The 18,517-nt window shown below is 41.2% G+C and carries 15 protein-coding genes; 7 read left to right on the top strand and 8 right to left on the bottom strand.

Features of this window, described 5'->3' with window-relative positions; translation table 11 throughout:
• Nucleotides 1-167: 167 nt before the first annotated feature.
• Together N8A86_RS14965 and N8A86_RS14960 are read right to left on the bottom strand one after the other, a co-directional pair.
• Complete coding sequence (locus tag N8A86_RS14965; protein WP_273566131.1) at nucleotides 168-1,919, bottom strand: TonB-dependent receptor; 1,752 nt, start codon at nucleotides 1,917-1,919, stop codon at nucleotides 168-170.
• A 25-nt stretch (nucleotides 1,920-1,944) separates the two neighbouring features.
• The gene (locus N8A86_RS14960; RefSeq protein WP_273566130.1) at nucleotides 1,945-4,968 is read right to left on the bottom strand and encodes a tetratricopeptide repeat protein; all 3,024 of its coding nucleotides are present in this window, start codon (nucleotides 4,966-4,968) and stop codon (nucleotides 1,945-1,947) included.
• 222 nt (nucleotides 4,969-5,190) lie between these two features.
• Between N8A86_RS14960 and N8A86_RS14955 the strand changes: the two genes are divergently transcribed.
• Entirely contained in the window at nucleotides 5,191-5,874 is a 684-nt protein-coding gene (locus N8A86_RS14955) for a cell division ATP-binding protein FtsE (RefSeq protein WP_273566129.1), read from the top strand.
• 183 nt (nucleotides 5,875-6,057) lie between these two features.
• Here N8A86_RS14955 and N8A86_RS14950 read toward each other — a convergent pair whose 3' ends face one another.
• The 4 genes from N8A86_RS14950 to N8A86_RS14935 are packed head-to-tail and all read right to left on the bottom strand — an operon-like array spanning nucleotide 6,058 to nucleotide 9,546.
• Complete coding sequence (locus N8A86_RS14950; RefSeq protein WP_273566128.1) at nucleotides 6,058-6,675, bottom strand: hypothetical protein; 618 nt, start codon at nucleotides 6,673-6,675, stop codon at nucleotides 6,058-6,060.
• 11 nt (nucleotides 6,676-6,686) lie between these two features.
• Nucleotides 6,687-7,697: a YHYH protein gene (locus N8A86_RS14945; protein ID WP_273566127.1), complete on the bottom strand. Its 1,011-nt coding sequence runs from the start codon at nucleotides 7,695-7,697 to the stop codon at nucleotides 6,687-6,689.
• Nucleotides 7,698-7,736: 39 nt separating this feature from the next.
• Nucleotides 7,737-9,218, bottom strand: coding sequence for a CotH kinase family protein (locus tag N8A86_RS14940; protein ID WP_273566126.1), 1,482 nt, complete (start codon nucleotides 9,216-9,218; stop codon nucleotides 7,737-7,739).
• A 25-nt stretch (nucleotides 9,219-9,243) separates the two neighbouring features.
• On the bottom strand, nucleotides 9,244-9,546 hold the full coding sequence (locus N8A86_RS14935; RefSeq protein WP_273566125.1) for an EF-hand domain-containing protein: 303 nt from the start codon (nucleotides 9,544-9,546) through the stop codon (nucleotides 9,244-9,246).
• 380 nt (nucleotides 9,547-9,926) lie between these two features.
• On the opposite strand from N8A86_RS14935, the gene N8A86_RS14930 reads away from it, so the two are divergent.
• From N8A86_RS14930 to ppgK, 6 genes are all read left to right on the top strand, one after another.
• The gene (locus tag N8A86_RS14930) at nucleotides 9,927-10,808 is read left to right on the top strand and encodes a sensor histidine kinase (RefSeq protein ID WP_273566124.1); all 882 of its coding nucleotides are present in this window, start codon (nucleotides 9,927-9,929) and stop codon (nucleotides 10,806-10,808) included.
• Entirely contained in the window at nucleotides 10,801-11,472 is a 672-nt protein-coding gene (locus tag N8A86_RS14925) for a LytR/AlgR family response regulator transcription factor (RefSeq protein ID WP_273566123.1), read from the top strand. Before N8A86_RS14930 ends, N8A86_RS14925 begins: the two co-directional genes overlap by 8 nt.
• Before the next feature lie 71 nt (nucleotides 11,473-11,543).
• Nucleotides 11,544-12,359 (top strand): NUDIX hydrolase, encoded by an 816-nt coding sequence (locus N8A86_RS21665; protein WP_337251629.1) that lies wholly within the window; start codon nucleotides 11,544-11,546, stop codon nucleotides 12,357-12,359.
• A gap of 74 nt (nucleotides 12,360-12,433) precedes the next feature.
• Nucleotides 12,434-13,555, top strand: a complete 1,122-nt coding sequence (locus tag N8A86_RS14915) for a serine hydrolase domain-containing protein (RefSeq protein WP_273566122.1) — start codon at nucleotides 12,434-12,436, stop codon at nucleotides 13,553-13,555.
• 45 nt (nucleotides 13,556-13,600) lie between these two features.
• Entirely contained in the window at nucleotides 13,601-15,097 is a 1,497-nt protein-coding gene (locus tag N8A86_RS14910; RefSeq protein ID WP_273566121.1) for a sulfatase, read from the top strand.
• Nucleotides 15,098-15,172: 75 nt separating this feature from the next.
• Nucleotides 15,173-15,925, top strand: a complete 753-nt coding sequence (ppgK, locus tag N8A86_RS14905; protein WP_273566120.1) for a polyphosphate--glucose phosphotransferase — start codon at nucleotides 15,173-15,175, stop codon at nucleotides 15,923-15,925.
• Nucleotides 15,926-15,991: 66 nt separating this feature from the next.
• Here the strand turns inward: ppgK and typA are convergent, their stop codons facing one another.
• Together typA and N8A86_RS14895 are read right to left on the bottom strand one after the other, a co-directional pair.
• Nucleotides 15,992-17,791: a translational GTPase TypA gene (gene typA / locus N8A86_RS14900; RefSeq protein ID WP_273566119.1), complete on the bottom strand. Its 1,800-nt coding sequence runs from the start codon at nucleotides 17,789-17,791 to the stop codon at nucleotides 15,992-15,994.
• A gap of 135 nt (nucleotides 17,792-17,926) precedes the next feature.
• Nucleotides 17,927-18,517, bottom strand: coding sequence for a hypothetical protein (locus tag N8A86_RS14895; protein WP_273566118.1), 591 nt, complete (start codon nucleotides 18,515-18,517; stop codon nucleotides 17,927-17,929).

Genomic DNA, 18,517 nt, shown 5'->3' with positions numbered 1-18,517 from the left:
TAAAATAGGAAATTGTAGGGTTTACGCTTCAGAATTGGAGCTTCAATCGTTAAAAGAGCATTACTGGTGGTTAACCGGTAAAGCATATGCTCTGGTACAATTTCCCACCACCGTCCGATGCGAGGGAAAGATTCCCGCCTACGCGGGAACGAAAAATAAATTATTGATCAAAAATCAAACTTATAGGTAGCCCCGCCCAATATTTGAATGCCCTGAACCGGATAGTTGGCCCAACGTGCATAATTGTTGTTCGCGATGTTAGCTGCCTTTACAAAAATCGACAACTGGTCACTAAGCCGATGACCGATATGCGCATTGGCGTCAAAATAGGCGTCAAGTTGAATCAATGTCGCAGGAAACTCAGAAGGTTGAACATTTTGGACCGCCTCGGATGAAAAATCCTCACGTTCGCCAACATAAAACAGATTGGCGCCCATAAACCATTTTTCACCGATCTGATAATCCATGAACAATGAGCCGGTGAGTTCCGGAAGGTTCCATGCGGGATTATCGGTTTCCGTATGATAATTGAAATATTCGGCATTGATACCCAAGGTGAAATTTCGGTTCACATCGATATTCAACTCGCCAAAAACTCCCAACGTCTTGATATCATCGTAAAATACCTCGAAAGAGTTACCGAAATAATATCCATTTTCATCATTTCTAAATGAATTATTCGGATTCAATTTGAAAACCGGTCTTCTGTTTTCAGCTGTGTAGGATCCTTTGATATTATAGCTTAGATTGGGCAAAAGTTGACCCCTAAGACCCACATATGCATCATATTGCCGATCTGTCGGAACTACCGAAAGTGTAGGAGACACAAAGGGATTTTCCTCTATAAAACCATAATAGGAATTCTGTCTCAACTCACCTTCGATTCCGCCATAGGCAATGGCAAACTCCTCCAGCAAACGATACGAAGCCGTCACAGCTGGATAGATATAAAAATTACTGTCGCTCAACTCGGTATCCAGCCCATAGACCAGATTTACTCCCAAATTCAAGGAAAGGTCATCCCGCAATAAAGTCAAGCTGGGATTGATTCCAACCTGCAGGTGGCTATATTTTATTCCTTCCAAATTTTCGGTATCGTTGATACTGGCATTCTTAAAATTCCCGTTTACATAATCCACTTTAAATTTTATTCCAAAAGTCTCCTCGTTTACCGGAAATTCGAAACCCGTTCCGAAAATGGCCCGGTTCTCACCCGATTTTACACCATCCCAAAATCTTCTATACTTGAGTTCGGCATTCGAAAAATAAGCATCTTCAACATTGATGTGGGCTCCTGCCTCTCCCATAAAATAATTTTGGCGTTCGTCGATACCGGCCACCGTTACCGGATCCGTACCTTCGGGCAGGCCGTACCAATTGTAGAGCTGATGCTTTACACCCAAATCAGCGCCCCAATTCAAATCTCGATCTCGCTTTGCATAAGACGCATCAAGCTTGCTTTTTGAATAGATATTGTCCAAAATCACTCCGGCGATATCGCCCCGTGATGAATTATGGTCAAGACCCAAAGTAAAATTCGATTCTCTGTCGATGGTTCGGGCCGTATAGAATTTGGCCATAATGTTGGCCGGATTACCCCCACCCGCAGAAGCATAGGAATTGTATAGGATCGGAGGAGGTGCCTTTTTCACCGCCGAAGCCTTGCCCTTCGCCGGGGTAAAAGTCGAAGCCACCGGAACCGAAAAGATATTGTATTCTATTTTCTTCTTTTGAAGGACGATGGAATCGTTCATATTCGGCATCGACTTAATTTTAAAGGCATCGGAAATAGTGGGCGTGTATGCCTTCGTTACCGTTACGGTCTCCGTGCCTATGCCTTCGTCATCTTCATCTTGCCCTTGGGCCAGCTGGAAGAATCCAAGATAAACGAATAGGGTTATTTTGATGTACTTCTTCATGAGTGTTCCTTAGTATTCGAATATTTTAATTTCCATCCGGATTTACGGAAGAATTACTCTGTGCCTCCTTGGCCTTAATGATGGATAGTTCACCATGTGCTTCCGCAACTATTTCCGGATATTGGCTAAAGTTCGTAATCACATTATCCAAAATATAAGTGGCTTGGTAGGCATCGCCCAAAGCATAGAAATTCTTGGCCATAATGATAAGTCCCTTACCTCCCCATTCTTTGTACGCGGAAAAATCTTTTGCCAACTTCTGCACCGAAGTGTTAGACGTTTCGTGCTGTCCGGCTTTGTTTTTGAAATAAGCGTCATAATAAAGTGCTTCGGCTGCGGTCTCTCCTGATGCTATTTTCAATACGTCGGCATAGGCCGATTCCGCTTTTGATTCATCCCCCGTGGCGATGGCCGACCGGGCAATCATGATCTGCGCATCACTTTTGATTCGGTTATCGATACTCGGAGTTGCCAATACTTTTTCCGCATAGGCCAGGGTGCGATCATAATTCTTTTGCTGATAATATCCCTTCATCAAATTCGATTGGGCAAATGTTCTATTCTGTTGAATATCGGCCGTGGCCTCCAATCGTTCCAAATAAGGTAGTGCCGAGATATAATCTTTGTTACCGATATAGATTTCACATGTGCGTGTCAACGACTGTTCGGTATATTCACTCGTTCCCTTATCGGCCACATATTTGTAATAGACCAATGCCTTTTCCTTATCACCTTGGGCAAAATACAATTGGGCCAGATTGAAGTTCGCCTTAATCGCATGCAGTCCGTTGGGGAATTGTTTGATATAATTTTCATATCCCCGGATAGCAGCATTTTTGTCCCCTTCAAGATTCTTTTTATCGGCCGATTCATAGGTGGCATTATCCAACTCGGTATCGGTCACTTCTACGAAATCGAGGTCACGTACCCAAGCGGCGTATTCATCTACCCGACCCATATCTACATAAACAAGTTTTGCGGTTGATACCGCCTGAATCGCTTCTTGGGTATTCGGAAAATCGCGTACGACCGTTTTGAATTTTGCCAATGCCTGTTCGTTTCTGCTTCCATTATAATGGACTAATCCCTGTCGCATAATGGCCTGCGGCACAAGGGCACTTGCCTTATATTCACTGATCAAACGGTCATACGCCTGAAGGCCACGATTCTCTTGTCCTGAGGTGATATAGGAGTTTCCCAACTCGAAGAGGGCGTCATCTTTTAAGGTTGAGTTTGGATATTTTGAAGTGAAATTTTCCAATTCCTCGATTTTCGTACTTGCCCGATCTACGAATCCATAACTTAACGCTTTGTGATATGCGGCGTAATCCTTTTCGGGACCTGACAAATCCAAGGCCTTATTATAGGTTTCTATGGCAGGCCAATATTTACTGGTTACGAAATAACTGTCGCCCAATCGGAGATAACCATCATATAGTTTTTGGGTATCGGAAGGCGATGAACTGGTAAAACTGTTGAAATTTGAAATGGCCGGACCATATTGTTTTAGTTTAAAATGGGTATAGGCCAAATTGTAATCCAGATCTTTATACTCCTCCGTTGATCTTGCGCTCGAACTTTGCTGAAACCGTTTGTAACTTGCCAAGGCATCCTCAAAGCGATTCAACATATATTCCGATTCCGCTTTCCAATAAGCTGCCCGTGCCTCAAAAAGGCCATCCTCGGCACTGCCCAATGATTTTTTGAAATTCTCCGCCGCCTCGGCATAGTCTGCGTCAATAAAGAGTTCGACCCCGCGATAGAAGGCAACTTTCTGATAGGTCGTCTTGCTAGCGAAATTTCGATTCTTTTCGAGCAGCTCCATGGCCCCGGCAAAATTTTTCGAGGTGATATACGAATCGACCAATAATTCTTGCATGGCCTGTGCATTTTTATCGTTCGGATATTTGCTCAAATAATCTGAAATGACCTGTGGTACGGGTTCATAAGGATTTCCGATTTCATAACTCAAACGGGCATAGTTCAAATAGGCATCTTTTTGGATCTCTGGAGAGAAATCCATTTGAGAGGCATTGCGGAAAGCGTTCAGGGATTCCTGTTTTTTATCGAGTTTCAAGTAGCATTCTGCCAGGTGGTAGTAGGCGTTTTGTGAAACATTGTTCGTTCCCCCTATGATCTTGTTGAACTGTTGAACCGCATTTGTAAAATCACCTTGTTTGTAGTAGCTGTATCCCAATAAATAATAATCGGTATTGCTCCATTTTCCTCTCTTTCCCCTATACTCTTCTAAAAAGGGAATCGCATTGTCGTATTGCTTTAGATTGAAATAACTTTCTCCGATAATTTTGTTGAGTTCCGAAACTTCGCTTCTATCCGCTTTGGTCAACTGTTTTTTCGCCAAGGCAATGGCCTCTTCGAAGCGGCCCAACTTAAAGTTCATATCAGCCTGATAGTAACTCAATTTTTCATCAAGGATCTCAGGATCGGTAATCTCATCAAAACGTTCATTGGCCGTTTGATAATCATCTTGTTCGTAGGAGATATAGCCCATGTAATATTTTGCCTGGGAACCATAAACAGGTGATTCTGTAACCTTGCTCAAATAGCGTTCGGCCTCTTTGGTCTTCTTGGAGGAAAAAAGGGAATACCCATAATTGAAGTTGAATTTGTCCATTTCCTTTCTGGAAAGGGCTCCCTGATCTACTTTATCGTACCATTTTAAGGCATACGGATATTTGCCCGTCTCGAAATAATATTCCGCCACATCAGCGAAAGCGGAATTGCGTTTTGTGGATGTTGGGTATTTTTCCACAAAGTCTTCCATCAAATTATCGGCGCCCAATTGATTTAGACGGACTGCTGCGTTCGCTTCGTAATAGGCACTGTTCGCTTTGACCTCTAGATTTTCGGTCGTGTTCTTTACTTTGCCAAAAATGGTCTGAGCCGCTTGGTATTGCTCATTGTTGTAGAGCGCCAGCGCGTCTTGGTAGTCTTTATTTTCGTGGGTATAGATTTTGGTTTCTTGGGAAATGCCCCAAAATACCATTCCCAAAAGGATGGGAAGGAAAGTGGATATCTTTCTAAACATAGTGTTCTAACTATTTTCTAGTGTTTATAACGTGAAAAACGGAATCAAAGTATGTGCCCACGCAATACAAAAGAAAAAGAATAAGTAGAACGATAATTTGTTATCCGGGTTAACTTATTACTTTTATATCAACAAATGGAAGTACGAGGTAAGAAGTACGAAACAGGAAATAGGAATCTGTTGTCCGGAACCCTGAAAAATCATTAACCTTTACAATTAAAAATGCCCGAAACGATACTGGAACTTAACGATGTTGCCATTTTTCAAAAGGAAAGCCTTGTTCTGAACGAAGTAAGCCTTGAGGTCAAAAAGGGTGAATTCGTTTATCTTATCGGTAAAACCGGAAGTGGCAAGAGCAGTTTTATGAAGACACTTTACGGGGATTTACCGCTCAAAAAAGGCTCTGGAAGCATCGTTGGTTTTGACCTGAAGACCTTGAAGGAAAATGATATCCCCTATTTACGTCGTAAACTTGGCATCGTTTTTCAGGATTTTAAATTATTGCCCGATCGCAACATCAACAACAACCTTCAATTCGTGCTCAAGGCAACCGGATGGAAAGACCAGGCGAAAATGAGTAAACAAATAGAGGAAGTACTGGATAAGGTCGGAATGAAAACGAAAGGCTTTAAATTTCCGCATGAACTTTCGGGAGGGGAACAACAACGGATCGCTATTGCGCGTGCATTGCTAAATGATCCCGAACTTATTTTGGCCGATGAGCCTACCGGAAATCTGGATCCACAGACCAGTGTCGAGGTCATGAAAGTAATGCAAGACATCAATAAATCGGGACGCACCATTTTAATGGCCACCCATGACTATGCACTAATTCTCAAATATCCTTCCAAGACGTTGAAATGTGATGGGAATAAGGTTTTTGAGGTGGTGCAAAGGGCGGTTTGATTCTTACATTCAACCTTCTTTTTTCAAGACTATAGTATTCAATTCTTATAGTTCAAAATCTTTTGAGTTTTTTGGATGAAGTTCTGTGAAATTTTATCCCAAAAAACTTGATTGCAATACACGGTAGGAATCTTTAAGCAAAAAGAGTGTTCCGTTCAACGAATGGAAATTAGCGAACGGGTTTTAAAGCCATTTTTTACTGCTAAAGACATAATGGAGTAAATAGCCGATGCCCAAAAGACCTATAAATACTAGTCCAAAATAGGGCGAAAAGAAACTTGCCTTGCTCTTACTAGCTTCTACAAACTTTTTTCCGTTTACTTCCAATGTTAGGGTATGGTCATTGGCATTGTTCAAAACGAATTGTTCCTTATTAAAACCTTCCTTGAAAAGCATGAAAGCGTTTTGATTCCTACTGATGTCCTTAAAGGAGGTATTTTTTATACGAACGGATTGTATATCCGAAGGAATACCAAGTACCTCAAAAACCACCTTGGTTTCATGGCCTAGTTTTACGAGCCCTTTGTCGAGGGTAATATTTTCGCCGCCATTGAAACTGAGATGAAAATTGTTATTGATATGTTCCAACACCATTTTTTGAAACTCCTCGGGGGATTTATAAGGAGTTTCAGCATAATGGGTCCGTATTTCTTGCTGAAAAGCGGTCAATGACGTACTGATCTGCAGCACCCAAACATTATTCTCTTTCTCTACCAACATGGTGGTAGAAGCATCGGGATTGTGGGCAAAACTTGCCAGTGAAAACAATCCGATTATAGATACTAACAGCTGCTTTTTCATCTTTATGTCCTTTAATTGGCGTAAGCGCCTTTTAAACCATTGATAAAATTGTTGTTTCCGGCCTCATCTACGTGATAATGATAGCCTCTGGTATCATCTGAGTGGCCGCGTAAATTATCCAGGTCTGTTGGAGCATTGTCACTAGTGTCCAATAATTCATAAATTCCGAATCCGTCCAAAGCATACCCGATTAAAGGGGCATGGCCATCATCTTGTGCTATTTGTGTACCGAACCCGGTAGCCGCATGATAATGATACCCTTGGTGTACATTAATATGACCGCCGGCATCATCAAATGGAGCGAGGGTATAGGCGCCAAGAATATTATCAACAGGGGCCGGTGCGGAAAATTCAATACCATTTAACGCCACTCCACGAGTAGAGGGAGCACTATTCCCTGGCCCACCTGGTCCCGTGGCAAATAATGTGGAGCTGTCTTGAATAACAGGGGTAATTGGAATTGTCCAAGTTTGCGATAGATCGGTTATATACGAAGGAAGACATTCAACGCAGAAGTTTTCGTATTCGGCTCCAACATTGGGATTGGCGGCGTTGATGCAATCGTCTTCGGTTTCCGTTACATAAATGTCTCCATTGGCATCATACATCATCCATTTGGTATCATTATAAAATGTCGCCATATTTTCCACAAAGGCCCCGTCTACATCATATACTTCTCCGCCTTCCAGCCAAATACCTCCAGCCGAGGCATCGTCAGCAATGTTGTCGGGGCACCATGGTCCCATCTCGTGATCGCCGGGTAGGCTGGTGGTAACAATCTGGTAACAATCCGTTGATGTGCCATCGGAAAGTGTACATGGTACGGTGGTAATCGTGACCGACCCATCGGCGGTATAAAAGTAGGAGGAATCAACATCTACAATTGTTGAATCGTCTGTGGTGTCGTCGATAATGGTGTCGTCTGCTGTACCAGCATCATCATTGTTACAAGCAGAACAACCTAAGAAGGCAAAAATTACAAGTGCAAAAATGATAGGTATTAGATTAGTTCTATTTTTCATGGTATTATCTTTATTTTTCAAATTCGTTTACCGTCCTTTTTACTGATTTAAATACGTATTTGCAGCGGACGAACGTTGCGAAGCATGCGCATTCAGCTCGTTAATTGCTGCCTGAAAATCAGCGTTATTGTTCAAGAAAGTATATCCTGCCACTTCTGAAGTTGCATAGGATTCAACTAACGATGAGTAGGTAGCATAGACCGATTGTATATGGGATGTTTCAAATGGCCCATCAACGGTTTCCTGTACATAATTGTCATAAATGGCCTTGTACGTTTCATCTGCATACAGGTATTCGATCAAAGGCCACTCGCTTGAGGCCAGATCCGAAAAATCAAGATTTAACGAGCCTTCCCTGTTTCCTTCTTGTAAGGCTTCATTGTTATCCCAAGGAATCCATGTGAGTTTGTTGTTATCCGGATTATTGTACAGGTAATAGTTATGTGGCATTCTACCATAGGTATCCCAATTTTGGATAACTGTATTTACCGCGAGATAGTTCAAGAAAACGTCGGTATCAAAAACAGCATCCAAATTGGTGCGCCATGTTACGGGATCCGTAGTTCGGGTATCATCATGTAAGGCCGTGAACAAAGCTTGAATATCACTCCAATCGGCATCATCTTCGTTGGTCTTTTTCTCAAAACCCTCCTCATTGAATGTACCTTCCGCAAAGTTGGCCCCATCATCTTCGGGCTTATAGAGATTACCATCATCACTTGAGAATTGGGTGTCCATTACCGTGCCATCTACTTCTTCGACCAAAGTGTACAGTCCAAAATATTCTGGTCCATCGCCATGATCTACATACAGCGTATAAAATGCGGTATTGGAAACCGCCAAGCCTGCATCTGCAAATACTTCTGCCGCCATTTTTTCCCTTAAGAAGGATCGGTCATTATAATTATTCTTCAAACTGAATTTCTTAAAGCCATAAAAACGTTGATTATCAATTTGGGGATAATCATCTTCGTACTCATCAAAGTCCATTTTAAAGGCTAATTTTAAAATTCCTGCTCCCCAAGCACCAGCCAAACTGGAATTTCCTTTAAAACGCAGGCCTACCTTATACCATTCTTTACCATTGTAAAAAACAGATGCGGGTACAAAAATCGGATCCTCATCTGAAAAAGTTGTTCCACCACCAGGGCCTCCTGCCCCTCCGGGGCCGCCACTTGAGCTTCCGAAAGTGCCGTATAATTCGGTCATATCATCTAGCATCAGTTGCCAGTTTTCTTTCGAGATCACGAAATCAAATCTTTTTACGGTGGTATTATCGAATACCTCGTCAAAATTTGGATCCGCATCGTTACTATGAGTTTCCGTTGTCCAATCGGTTGCGACAAAGTCGGCATCTTCTACTGTTGTGCTGTCATCGTCCGTCGAAGAATCGTCATCGACAACTGAAGTATTGTCATCTGTTTCTAGTATCGGATCATCATCAGAACAACCTGTAAATAAGAATGTTGCCAGAAATAAAATACTTAAAACAGATATGGATTTTAATGCTAATTTTTTCATTGTACTATGTTTCTAATAGTTGACTTCATTTTTTATTCTCTGGTCTTCCCTTACCTCGTTTTGGCTTAGGTGCTTTTTCCATTTCTTCCTTGGAAATGAAACCATCTTCGTCGGCATCGATTTTGGCAAAATCATTTTTTAAGGGTCCTTTGACCTCTTTTTTAGAAATGAGTCCGTCTTCATCTTTATCCAAATCGGCAAAGATTTTTTCAACGGAAGGTGGTTCTTGATTTTGTCTTTTTTGGTCAGACTGACCAAAAGCATTACAAGAAGCAAATAAGAAGAAGCTACTTACTAGTATTCCGAATTTTAAGCTGTTATTTTTCATGATTTATATGTATTTATGTTTATAATTTGAGTGTAAATCTCCGTATTAGTTTAATGCTGAATCGATGATTTCAGTGAATGGGTGTTCCTTTTAAGTGAATGGACAATGTGAGACGGTAACTCCTATTTTAATACCTATCTGAAAGTGGGTTTTCGATAGTCGAATGATTTTTATTTCCTTTTATTTGTAGTATGAACCAACTCAAACGATTTCTTTTTCAGGTAGTTTTATGGCTTGTCATATGGCTGACTTCTTGGTTTTTTCTCGGAGAGGATTTCCAATTTTTGAAGGAGAATGGCCTTGCATTTGTCTTCCAGATTTTGGTAATTTCCGTATTGGTATTTTATACAGCACCAGCGCTTTTATTCAAAAAGAAGTATTTGCTATTCGCCTTAATATCCATAGGGGTACTCTTATTGTGTACCTTTCTTGTTCCTGATATTGCGGCGGCTCAAGGTTCGGGAATAGGACCTGAATCTGGACCTAGACCCGGCCCCGGCATGGGGCCACCTCCTGGGCCGGACATGGATATTTCTAGGGGGATGCAACGAAAGCCACCACCAAAATTCTTGATAAACTTGTTGATGCTGTCCATTTCTTATATAGCGGCTACGTTTATAGAAACCTTTTTGTTTGCCCAGAAAAAGGAAGAAGAAATAATAGTGAACAAGAACGAAGCCTTACAAACGGAACTCAAACTTTTAAAGTCCCAAATCAACCCTCATTTTTTGTTCAATTCACTGAACAATATTTATGCACTTTCGGTTATTGATTCCGGCAAGACGCAACAGAGTATCGGTTATCTTTCCGATATGTTACGCTATGTACTCTATGAATGTGAGCAGGAACTGGTTCCGCTGGAAAAAGAGATTACCTATATTACAAACTATATCAAATTGTTTGAACTAAAGAGCAGTAAAAAGTATCCTATTGAAGTTGATTTTAAAGTGACCAGTCAAAATATTAAAATTGCCCCTATGCTTTTTATTCCCTTTATGGAGAATGCCCTAAAACATGGCAATATTGAAAAAATAAAGGATGTATTTATTCGGATGAAAATTGATGCTGATAAAGATAGGGTCCTGTTCGAAATAGAAAATAGTAAACCACAAGTGCCAGTAGTAAAAGATGAAGTAGGCGGTATTGGAATCGAAAATGTAAAGAAAAGATTGGCCATAGTATACCCTAACCGACATGAGTTGTTGATCAATGAAACCTCACAAGCTTTCAAGGTGAACTTAAAAATAGATTTGAATGGCTAAGATCAAATGTTTGGTAGTCGATGACGAAGAATTGGCAAGAACGCTGATTGCGACCTATATCGGAAAATTGGATTTTCTGGAATTGGCAGGAACGGCAGAAAACCCATTAGAGGCGATGAAAATCATGAATAGCCAGCAGGTGGATCTGTTGTTTTTGGATATTCAAATGCCCGAAATCAAGGGAACGGACTTTGCCAAACTACTACCGCAACATGTACAAGTCATATTCACCACTGCGTATTCCGAATATGCTTTGGAAGGGTTTGAGCTCAGCGCACTCGATTATCTCTTAAAACCGATAACCTTTGAACGTTTTCTGGCAGCAGTTAGCAAAGCGAAAGGAACTTCCGAAGAAAAGTCCGATTCCATTACCGTTAAATCAGGTTATGATTTGCACAAGTTAAAGTATAGCGACATTCTCTATATAGAAAGTGACAGTGAATATGTTGTATATCATACGGCACCATCGAAAATAATGAGTAACCAATCGCTTAAAAAATTGGAGGACCTACTCCCAAACGATATTTTCATGCGCGTCCACCGCTCCTATATAGTCAACACCCAAAAAGTATCTGCCTTAAAAGGACGGGATTTGTTGATTGGTGAAACCAAAATTCCCGTGAGTGATAGTTATTTTAATGCAGTTCGTGAAAAATTGTTTTAAGTATTTAAGTCCGACCAACCATCACTACTTTGTGTTTTTTGTAACTTCATACATATTACAATAGGTGTTACATGATTCTCAAAAAACAAGTCTACCAGCCCGACAAGAAGGCGAATCCGATTATCGGAATCTTACTTTTTTTGATTTCGATTGTGCTGTTGGTGGTTACTGGTCCCTTCGGATTTATTTATGGAATTTTCCATGCTTTTTTCACAAAAGGATTTCAAGGTCTTGGCGATTATCTTTTGAAAATAGCCATCTCCATCGACCAATTGGGCAATGTAATGATGCAACATTTGCTGAATATATTGTGGATAAAAAAAGGAGGGTACAGATTCGGTAATCGTGATGAGACCATTTCAAGTGCTTTGGGGAGAAATAACCAATTGGGGACTTTAACGGATTTCGGAAAAGCTATTGATAAATTCCTTGATTTTATCGACCCGAACCACTCCTTGAATTCCATTGATTACTATATAGAACCTTCCGATCAGATTATTGATAAACTGGCCTGGATCTATATTGTCGGTGGAAAGATTCTAAGCACACGTTCGAAAGGAAAAACAAAATACTACATTCCCGGTGGAAAGAGGGAAGCCAGCGAAACGGACGCCCAAGCTTTGTCCCGCGAAATCAAGGAAGAATTGAGCGTCGATCTCGAACTGCCAACCTTGAATTTTCTCGGTATTTTCGAAGCGCAGGCCGATGGCCATAAACCCGGAATCTTAGTACGAATGACATGTTATTCGGCAAATTACAGAGGAACACTGCTGCCCGATTCCGAAATCGAAGAGATGGTTTGGCTCAATTATTCCGATATAGATAAAGTGGCAGCTGTGGACGTTTTGATATTTGATTTCCTAAAAGCGAGTGGCACGTTGCGCTAAAAGTTTTTCATCTTCGAAACTGTAACAATTCTTTTCCTCTATCCTCTTTTTACCGTAATCAAAATCGAACATCCATGAAGATGGTAGTCCTTAAAATTAGTTGTTTCATTTTTCTCTTTATCCATGGTATTGTAAGCAGCCAATCATCCTATGCCCTTGAGAAAGACCTGACATCTTTAGCCGACGAATATCTGAAAATAAATCCCGAAGCAAGTGGAGTGATGGCCGCAGTGGACTATCCGAATACATTGAATTGGAAGCATAGTGTAGGCCATATCGGTCGAGAAAAAGAAAACAAATTACAAGGCGATGAGCTTTTCATTGCCGCCAGCATTACCAAGACTTTTGTCGCCGTTTGCATGTTGCAAATGGAGGAGGAAGGGCTTTTATCCCTCGAAGACAAGGCAACCAAGTATCTGGATGAGCAGATGATAAAAGAGTTGACGGCTTTTGAGGGTAAAACCTATGAAAAGGAATTGACCTTAGAACATCTTTTACGCCATACGAGTGGAATTGCTGATTATCTGAACAAAGGACAGATACATCTCAATGCCCTGAAAAATGAACCTGAAAGAAAATATTCACTACGAGACCGAATCGATATCGCTTTGAACGTTACGCCCTCGGTCAACAAGCTTGGTAAATATAATTACTCGAATACAAATTATATTCTTTTGGGAATGATTGCGGAAAAAATTGAAAAGAAAAACATTGCCAATATTATTGGCAATCGAATCGTCACACCCTTGGCGTTGAAAAATACATCGTTACAACCCTCTGCACAAGTTCTTCCCATGATGTTCAAGGGCTACTATACCGATTGGGACTTGACCGAATTCACATTGAATTTCAATCATATGAATTCCTCAGGAGGTATTCTAACCAATATCGATGACCTCCTGTTATTCGGACAAGCTGCTTTTAGCGGGAAACTTTTCAAATCAAAGACCACTTTGGATAAAATGCTCGATTTTGAAAAGGGATACGGTCTAGGGGTCATGCTTTACGATACATCCCGAAAAACAGGAAAAGTCATGGGTCATAGTGGTTTTGACCCAGGTTACACATGTTACTTGGCGTATTTGGAAAATCAAAATGCTACCATCGTTACTGTAATCAACCAATCAGAACTCAAGGTCGTCATGCCCGCATTTTTGATCGTAAAAGCGGTGGCTCAAATCAAGAAAAGTTTATAAACACTTTTCACTAACTTGGTTGCAACGCAAACGAATCGACCGAGCATGTCAAAATATTATCTTGTATTTACCGTAATGGCCGTTTCGCTTTTGGGTTGTAAAGAAGAAAAACCCTTTGTTGAAAAGCAAAGTCGCCCGAACGTTCTTTTTATAGCCGTGGATGATTTACGCTCTGAACTCGGTGCCTACGGAAAGAATTATGTGATCTCCCCCAATATGGATGCCTTGGCATCGGAAGGAAGCATTTTCCTAAACCACTATGTGCAAGTACCCACCTGTGGAGCCTCACGCCATGCTTTGTTGACAGGATATCGCCCATGGAAAAAAATCCATTTGCAGAACAATGCCATTGAAAAGGAACTCTCCGATAAACCTGAAGATTCCATTCCCGAAACATTTATCCATCGCTTAAAACAAGAAGGCTATCACACCATCGGAATCGGAAAAATAAGCCATTCCGCAGACGGGTATATATATGGTTATGAAGAAGAACCCAGCCAAAAAAGGGAGCTACCCCATAGCTGGAGCGAACTTTTGTTCGATTCCGGAAAATGGAAAACCGGATGGAACGCTTTTTTCGGATATGCCGATGGCGAAAACCGCCAAAGCCTTAAAAAACAAGTGAAACCTTATGAGGCAGGGGAAGTTAATGACGAAGGATATCCTGATGGGATAACGGCCAATCTCGCCATTTCAAAACTTCGAGAACTCAAAAATAAGAACAAACCCTTTTTTATGGGTGTTGGATTTTTCAAGCCCCACCTACCCTTTAACGCACCTAAAGAATATTGGGATATGTACGAGCCGGATTCTATTCCGATAAGTGAAAATCCGAACATCCCTGAAAATATAAATTTGAAAAGCCTACATGAAAGTGGAGAATTCAATCAATATGCTTTGGGTGACGAAAAAGCTAGTCTTTCAAAATCGGTTTCCGACGAATACGCAAAAAAACTGAGACACGCCTATCTCGCCTCCATAAGTTATGTCGATGCCCAAATAGGAAAATTAATGAAGGAACTAAAATCCTCAGGACTTGATAAAAACACCATCATCGTCATCTGGGGAGACCATGGTTGGCATTTGGGTGACCAACGGGTATGGGGTAAACATACCCTTTTTGAAAATGCATTAAAAAGCACATTGATCATCAAATCGCCCTATATGGACCATGCCGTTCTAAAAGTAGAGAATATCGTAGAAACAGTTGATCTCTATCCAACAATTTTAGAGCTTTGTGCACTTGAATCGAACAAAAAATTGGATGGCGAAAGCCTTGTCAGGTTAATGGAAAACACAAACGGAAATTTTGAGAACATAGCCTATAGCTACTATTACAACGGCATTTCGATGCGAACTGATAACTACCGTTTCACAAAGTACTTTAGGGATGAAGAACCAATACTAGAACTGTACGATCACACCAAAGATTTGTTGGAAACAGAGAATGTCGCGAGCAAAAATGAGGACCTAATTGAAGAACTCTTGCCAATGCTCCAAAATGGAAACTCCAAACTTTATATGGACACACCACAGAATTAAGACGGTTCATAACATTATTTCAGTGTTGGATAAACTTTTTATTACTTTTGCGCCCATAATAGCAAATCCTAATTCATGGAAATTCTTGGTATTGATGTTGGTGGCTCCGGAATAAAAGGTGCCTTGGTGGATATGAAAACCGGGGAAATGACTACCGAACGATTTCGAATTGCCACGCCCGAATCTCGAAAACCCGACGAGATGGCGGATGTGATCGCACAGATTATCGAACACTTCGATTACAAAGGAAATGTAGGCTGCGGATTTCCTACCGTAATCAAAAAGGGAGTTTGCAAATCTTCCGGCAATTTGCATGAATCTTGGGACGGCCTGAACGCTGAAGAACTTCTTGAAAAAAGAACGGGACTCGAATTTACCGTTATCAATGATGCCGACGCGGCCGGTTATGCTACCATGAATTACGGAATCGGCAAAGGCGAAATGGGTTTCGTCGTCATGATTACTATCGGCACGGGTTTAGGCAGTGGCGCCTTCTTGGACGGCCGTTTGATCCCGAATTTTGAATTGGGACAAATTCCCTATAAAAAATACGATAAAATAGAAACGTGGGCGGCTGCTTCGGCCATGGAACGAGAAGAACTTTCCTTTAAAAAATGGGGCAAGCGTTTCAATAAATTTCTAAAATATGTCGAATTGATCGTTTCTCCGGATCTGGTCATTCTTGGTGGCGGTACGTCAAAGGACTGGTACGAGTTTAAAGACTATATAAAAGTAGAAATGCCCGTAATCCCTGCTGAACTGCAAAACCATGCCGGTATTATCGGTGCGGCCTGTGCGGCCCAGGTCAGGAAACATATTCTTGGATAACGCAAACGGCTTTAAAAAAAAGACCCGATCAAGTTCATTGATCGGGTCTTTTTTTATGACTAAGTATTAATCTATCTTATTCCGCTTCCTATCGACTTCTTTCAAATAGACTTTTCGAAGTCGTAAATGTTTTGGAGTAACTTCAACATATTCATCTTTTTGAATATATTCCAATGCTTCCTCCAAAGAGAACTTTATCGCAGGAACAATTTTTGCTTTGTCATCGGCACCAGAAGAACGAACGTTTGAAAGTTTCTTGGTTTTGGTAATATTGATGGTCATATCATCGCCACGGGAATTCTCCCCGATAACCTGACCTTCATAGATATCCTCGCCTGGATCTACAAAAAACTTCCCACGATCTTGAAGTTTATCTATAGAATACGGAATCGCTTTTCCTTTCTCCATAGAAACCAAAGAACCGTTCTGACGTTGTGGAATATCGCCTTTCATCGGTTGGTATTCCAAAAATCGGTGAGCCATGATGGCCTCGCCCGCGGTAGCGGTCAGCAATTGGTTTCGTAGTCCGATAATTCCTCTCGAAGGAATCAAGAACTCACATACCATACGGTTGCCTTTGGCTTCCATACTGGTCATCTCGCCTTTTCGAATAGAAACCATTTCAACCGCCTTACCCGAAACTTCTTCAGGAAGATCAATCGTCAATTGTTCTATGGGTTCACATTTAACCCCATCGATTTCCTTGATGATAACCTGAGGTTGCCCGATCTGCAATTCATAGCCTTCACGGCGCATGGTCTCGATCAAAACGGAAAGGTGCAATACACCACGACCAAAAACCAAAAATTTATCCGCACTATCCGTTTCGTTGACCCGTAAGGCCAGGTTTTTTTCCAACTCACGCTCCAATCGTTCCTTGATATGACGTGAGGTGACGAATTTACCATCCTGCCCGAAAAACGGACTATCATTAATGGTAAACAACATACTCATCGTCGGCTCATCGATGGCAATAGTCTTCAATGCCTCAGGATTTTCGACATCAGCAATTGTGTCCCCAATCTCAAAACCTTCAAGCCCTATTATGGCGCAAATATCTCCTGCCACAACTTCCTTTACTTTCAAACGGCCAAGACCTTCGAAAGTAAAAAGCTCCTTTATTTTGGATTTTACAAGGCTACCGTCACGTTTGACCAATGAAATCTGTTGGTTTTCTTTCAATGTACCTCGCTGCAATCTTCCGATGGCTATCCTTCCTGTAAAGGATGAATAATCCAATGAAGTAATCAACATTTGCGTGTTTCCCTCTTTGACTTCAAAAGTAGGGATGTATTCAACTACCATATCCAACAGTGGTTCGATATTATCGGTCTCATTTCTCCAATCGTCGCTCATCCAATTATTTTTGGCAGAACCATAGACGGTCGGGAAATCTAATTGCCATTCTTCGGCACCCAATTCGAACATCAAGTCAAAAACTTTTTCATGAACTTCTTCGGGCGTACAGTTCTCCTTGTCCACTTTATTGATGACCACGCAGGGTTTCAAGCCCAAATCGATGGCTTTTTGCAAAACAAAACGGGTCTGAGGCATCGGGCCTTCAAAAGCATCGACCAATAACAAAACGCCATCGGCCATGTTCAGAACACGCTCTACTTCTCCACCGAAATCGGCGTGACCTGGCGTATCGATAATATTGATTTTAACATCTTTATAGACTACCGAAACGTTTTTAGAGGTAATGGTAATTCCACGCTCACGTTCCAGATCATTATTGTCCAAAATCAGTTCACCCGTGTTCTGGTTGTCCCGGAACAGTTGGCAATGGTGCATGATCTTATCGACCAAGGTAGTTTTACCGTGGTCTACGTGTGCGATGATCGCGATATTTTTTGTTATTGACATAATTCTAAAAATTAATAGCAATACTCTGCTATTTTAAGCGTGCAAAGATACTGCTATTTTTCTCTGGAAAACCTAAAGATGTGTTATTTTTAGATTGTTGATTTTTAGGGAGTTGACTGCAATGAAGAATAACACTCAATTAAAAACCGGCTTCCGTGATTTCCGTTTTGTGGCGACCCAACCGAATTTGAAATTGAATAGCGGGCCGTAACCCGATGGCACTCCGTCCCCAACGTAATATCCTGCCCCCAGCTCTGCATCAAAATTGAATCCGTTTTCGTAAGTGCGCTGAATTCCATGGGTAACTCCGTAAAAACCAATGTTAAAGTCATCAGGGCCTTCTATATTCGTTGCCAATCGCAATGGGGAGAAAAAAATACTTCGAGCAGCCGCAATATAATTTCCCGAATTACCTGAAACATTCTTGTTATTACTGATTCTTCTATTCAAATTATGATAATAACGTACCCTGGTATGTAGTGTCAGACCAATGGCATACCCTTCTTCATAGGTAGCATAACCTATACCAAGGCCACCGGAAGCGCTTACGTTTTTGAAAATTCCCAACTCATAACTTAGCCCAGGAGAGAGCAAATCGAACTTAAATTGATGGCGTTCCAAATTAATGAGTCCGAAAGTTTTACCTTGCTCCTTGACTTGTCCATAATTGTTTATTGGACGTATCAGAATTCCCAAAAACAATAGGTAAACGAAATATAACTTCAT

This window comes from Maribacter halichondriae (genome assembly GCF_027474825.1).
Classification (GTDB): Bacteria; Bacteroidota; Bacteroidia; order Flavobacteriales; family Flavobacteriaceae; genus Meishania; species Meishania halichondriae.
This window is presented reverse-complemented; position numbering and strand designations above follow the sequence as displayed.

Bases quoted from the DNA above. Each gene is read 5' to 3' on its own strand.
- N8A86_RS14965 (WP_273566131.1), bottom strand. From the start codon at position 1,919: ATGAAGAAGTACATCAAAATAACCCTATTCGTTTATCTTGGATTCTTC.
- N8A86_RS14960 (WP_273566130.1), bottom strand. From the start codon at position 4,968: ATGTTTAGAAAGATATCCACTTTCCTTCCCATCCTTTTGGGAATGGTA.
- N8A86_RS14955 (WP_273566129.1), top strand. From the start codon at position 5,191: ATGCCCGAAACGATACTGGAACTTAACGATGTTGCCATTTTTCAAAAG.
- N8A86_RS14950 (WP_273566128.1), bottom strand. From the start codon at position 6,675: ATGAAAAAGCAGCTGTTAGTATCTATAATCGGATTGTTTTCACTGGCA.
- N8A86_RS14945 (WP_273566127.1), bottom strand. From the start codon at position 7,697: ATGAAAAATAGAACTAATCTAATACCTATCATTTTTGCACTTGTAATT.
- N8A86_RS14940 (WP_273566126.1), bottom strand. From the start codon at position 9,218: ATGAAAAAATTAGCATTAAAATCCATATCTGTTTTAAGTATTTTATTT.
- N8A86_RS14935 (WP_273566125.1), bottom strand. From the start codon at position 9,546: ATGAAAAATAACAGCTTAAAATTCGGAATACTAGTAAGTAGCTTCTTC.
- N8A86_RS14925 (WP_273566123.1), top strand. From the start codon at position 10,801: ATGGCTAAGATCAAATGTTTGGTAGTCGATGACGAAGAATTGGCAAGA.
- N8A86_RS21665 (WP_337251629.1), top strand. From the start codon at position 11,544: ATGATTCTCAAAAAACAAGTCTACCAGCCCGACAAGAAGGCGAATCCG.
- N8A86_RS14915 (WP_273566122.1), top strand. From the start codon at position 12,434: ATGAAGATGGTAGTCCTTAAAATTAGTTGTTTCATTTTTCTCTTTATC.
- N8A86_RS14910 (WP_273566121.1), top strand. From the start codon at position 13,601: ATGTCAAAATATTATCTTGTATTTACCGTAATGGCCGTTTCGCTTTTG.
- ppgK (WP_273566120.1), top strand. From the start codon at position 15,173: ATGGAAATTCTTGGTATTGATGTTGGTGGCTCCGGAATAAAAGGTGCC.
- typA (WP_273566119.1), bottom strand. From the start codon at position 17,791: ATGTCAATAACAAAAAATATCGCGATCATCGCACACGTAGACCACGGT.
- N8A86_RS14895 (WP_273566118.1), bottom strand. From the start codon at position 18,517: ATGAAGTTATATTTCGTTTACCTATTGTTTTTGGGAATTCTGATACGT.